This is a genomic window from Vogesella mureinivorans (genome assembly GCF_007644035.1).
GTDB lineage: Bacteria > Pseudomonadota > Gammaproteobacteria > Burkholderiales > Chromobacteriaceae > Vogesella > Vogesella mureinivorans.
Map to the genome: position 1 here is coordinate 1 of NZ_VMTV02000831.1, position 396 is coordinate 396.

1 protein-coding gene is annotated in these 396 nt (G+C 67.9%); it reads right to left on the bottom strand.

All coding sequences use genetic code 11. The features are described 5' to 3' along the window. Positions 1 to 201, bottom strand: a 201-nt coding sequence (locus FLQ44_RS19835; RefSeq protein ID WP_276607888.1) for a S4 domain-containing protein, incomplete at its 3' end; no start/stop codon positions are given. Between the last annotated feature and the right edge of the window lie 195 nt (positions 202 to 396).

Sequence of the window (396 nt, forward strand, 5' to 3'; positions counted from 1 at the left end):
GACCAGGGCGCGCGGCTTGTTCAGGGCCAGATAGACGCGCTCGGCGGCCTCTGCCTGCCCGCCATCGATGACGATGCGCGGCTCGTCCAGCGCGGTCGGCGATTCCGGATCGGTCACCACACGCCCGCGCACGGTCACGCGACCCGCGCGCACCCAGCGCTCGGCCTCGGATCTGGAGCACAGGCCGCGCTTGGACAGCACACGGGCCAGGCCGTAGCGGGGAGTACGAGGGGTTTGAGCAGACATCGCGAAGTGGCAGAGCGTTTGCATCCAGCCAAGGCGTAGGACGCGTAGAACAGCGGGTCAGGGCCTGCAAGTGTGCCCCAGCCAGATGCAATCGCGTCGCGATTCACCGCGAAATCACTGCCCACCCCCACAATCGCGCCCATGCCTGAT